The sequence below is a fragment of the Kurthia sp. Dielmo genome (assembly GCF_000307285.2).
Lineage (GTDB): Bacteria > Bacillota > Bacilli > Bacillales_A > Planococcaceae > Kurthia > Kurthia populi.
The window spans coordinates 28,004-30,525 of record NZ_HE578969.1 but is presented as its reverse complement, the minus strand read 5'-3'; the positions used below and the strand labels follow the sequence as shown (position 1 = coordinate 30,525).

Annotated in this window: 4 protein-coding genes; all 4 read right to left on the bottom strand. The window is 31.6% G+C overall.

Going from position 1 to position 2,522, the window contains the following annotated elements; all coding sequences use genetic code 11:
* Nucleotides 1-270, bottom strand: a 270-nt coding sequence (locus KTHG_RS20565) for an HNH endonuclease (protein WP_139996309.1), incomplete at its 3' end; no start/stop codon positions are given.
* Between the two features lie 2 nt (nucleotides 271-272).
* Complete coding sequence (locus KTHG_RS20560; RefSeq protein WP_139996303.1) at nucleotides 273-1,058, bottom strand: DNA-methyltransferase; 786 nt, start codon at nucleotides 1,056-1,058, stop codon at nucleotides 273-275.
* Between the two features lie 116 nt (nucleotides 1,059-1,174).
* Entirely contained in the window at nucleotides 1,175-1,435 is a 261-nt protein-coding gene (locus tag KTHG_RS20555) for a hypothetical protein (protein WP_139996301.1), read from the bottom strand.
* 838 nt (nucleotides 1,436-2,273) lie between these two features.
* The coding region (locus tag KTHG_RS20550) for a tyrosine-type recombinase/integrase (RefSeq protein ID WP_145988288.1) at nucleotides 2,274-2,522 on the bottom strand (249 nt) is incomplete at its 5' end.

Here is a 2,522-nt window from a genome sequence, read left to right as displayed (position 1 = left end):
ATGAGTAAAACCAAAACGACCATGCCTTTTATTGTGACAGCTGCGACAAAGCGTGCGTAAATTTGTATCAACCAGTGCAAGCTCTGGATAATCATCTAATTCTTGAATATGGTCGATTTCTAAAATGGCATCGTTTCGTGTGGTTACTCGACCTTCATCGCGACACATCACACATTCGTAATTGTCACGTTCAAGTATTTCTAAGCGTTTATCTTTCCATGCACGTGATAAGTAAAATGGATTAACCTTCTTGCCTTTAACATATGGCATTGTTATTCACTGCCTTCTACTAATTCTTTAATTTCAACTGGTAATAGACCTAATACATTACGATTGGTATTAATGCGTTCTTTTCCAAGTTCACAATAAGTTTTATCTAATTCAAATCCAATCCAATTTCTGTTCGTATTATCTGCTGCAACTGCTGTAGTGAATCCTCCCATACAATTATCCAAAACAACTTCTCCTTCGTTACTGTATGTTCTAATCAAATATTCAAACAAAGCAATTGGCTTTTGCGTTGGATGAAATGTTTTAGAATCTCGTGGAAAATCCTGAACAGATTTCGGGAAATTTTTATATCGAACATGATATGGATTATTAAGAGATAAATTATTTTCTCCCAATACTTTCATTTTTGGATTTCGTTTTTTTATCTTTGGGCGTATCGAAATAAGTCCTTGAGGATTATAAGTTGGTAGCTTTTTATAAAATACACAAACGTTTTCATGATTCTTCATTGGCATACGGTTAGCGTTTGGAAAACCTGTTACATGATTTCCTTTTTTCCAAATCCATTCATAGCGAAATAATTTCATATTAGAGTTAATTAATGCTGTAGTGAACGGCTGACTTGATGTTAAAACGATTGCTCCATTATCTTTAATGATTCGCATATACTGTTCCCACAACAAATCAAATGGAATAATAGTATCCCATTTACATTTAGTAGTTCCATAAGGTAAATCACAAAGAATTAGATCGATTGCTTTATCAGGAATATTAGCCATTCCAGTTATGCAATCTCCTTGATAAATTGTATTTGCTTTAATTAGCATGCGTATATCCCCTATTCATGTTATAATGATTAAAGGGAACGCTTGTTCTCTATTTTGTTTTAAGCAGAACATTGTTCTGCTTTTTTTATATTCAAATTTAATTAAAGCTTGATAGCTTAACTACTACCTTCTGCTTTGATTAATGGTTCATCATCGCACATTAAATCATTGTATAAGTAATCAATTAATGAATGGAATGATGATTCTAATTCTTCTTTGTTCATGTTTGATGTAGTGTTATCAATTGATAGTAAAACCTTTAAGCATTGTTCTTTAGTTAGGTATTTTAGTTTCGTTTCATCATCGTTTGCTGCTGTTATAATCGTTGATACAATTAAAATTAACATTTGATGTTTTTGTACCTTTGTTAATTCCATACCTTCCACACTCCCCTAAAATGTATCAATTGATACTTATTACAAATGATATTTCTTTCAAATGTAATAAGTATCATTAATCTTAGTAATCCCAAATCATTGCAACATCTACCCAATAGAAAATCTGCCACTAACGCCTGGCATCGCGAGATTATAGATCACCATTTCCCTTCTACTCATATCGAGTTAAATAACTTTTTTTGATTAGATGCTTAGGTTTTCTACAGATCACTTGACTGTGTAATACCTTTCTCAAAAAATCCAATTTGATTGGATATTTCTTTTTCGGTTGCTCATTGCAATTTTTCATTTCATCAAACCAACTGATTCCTGCATTACTTCGAACATCGCTTTTACCAAATAACTTCAATAGATTGAATTTGATTCGCGACCATATTCTTTGAATGCCTTTGAAATATTCTTTTAAAAATTCAACAAATCGATTCATTTCAAAACATCACCCCTTTTTTAAACTCATTAAGACATACAAAAGAAAACGGACTGTTAGGGGTTAGTTTTGAATTTCTTTGTATGCCTTAATCAACTTAAATGTTTAACCCTCTCACTATTAGTGGGCAACTGTCCAAGATTTCCGCCTTTTTCTGCCCTTATTTAACATATCTAATAAACTGTTAAATTAACTTTTTTACGCTATAAACGTTGATATAACAGCATTCCTTAACTTTTTATAAAACTTTTTTTCTCTCAATTTACAAATCACATTTTTATGTTAAATAGATAAGTATAATAATCCCTACAAACGTTGATATAACAGTATTTATAAAGGTTTTTATTTTTCTCAATAAAAAAAGACATACTATTTAAAGTACGTCTTGTTCTATCGATACATTTTCGATATTTTTTCATCCATATCATCTTGCGTAATCCCAATGTACATAAGGGTTGTCGCTTGGCTAGAGTGATTAAAGAGTCGCTGTAATGTAGCCACATCACCAAATTGTTTATAGAAATGATAACCGAATGTTTTTCGCATTGTATGTGTTCCAATATTATCTCTAAGCCCTATCGCATCTGCAGCCTCATTAAATATTTGATACGCTCTCACTCTTGTTATAGGTTGTTTTTT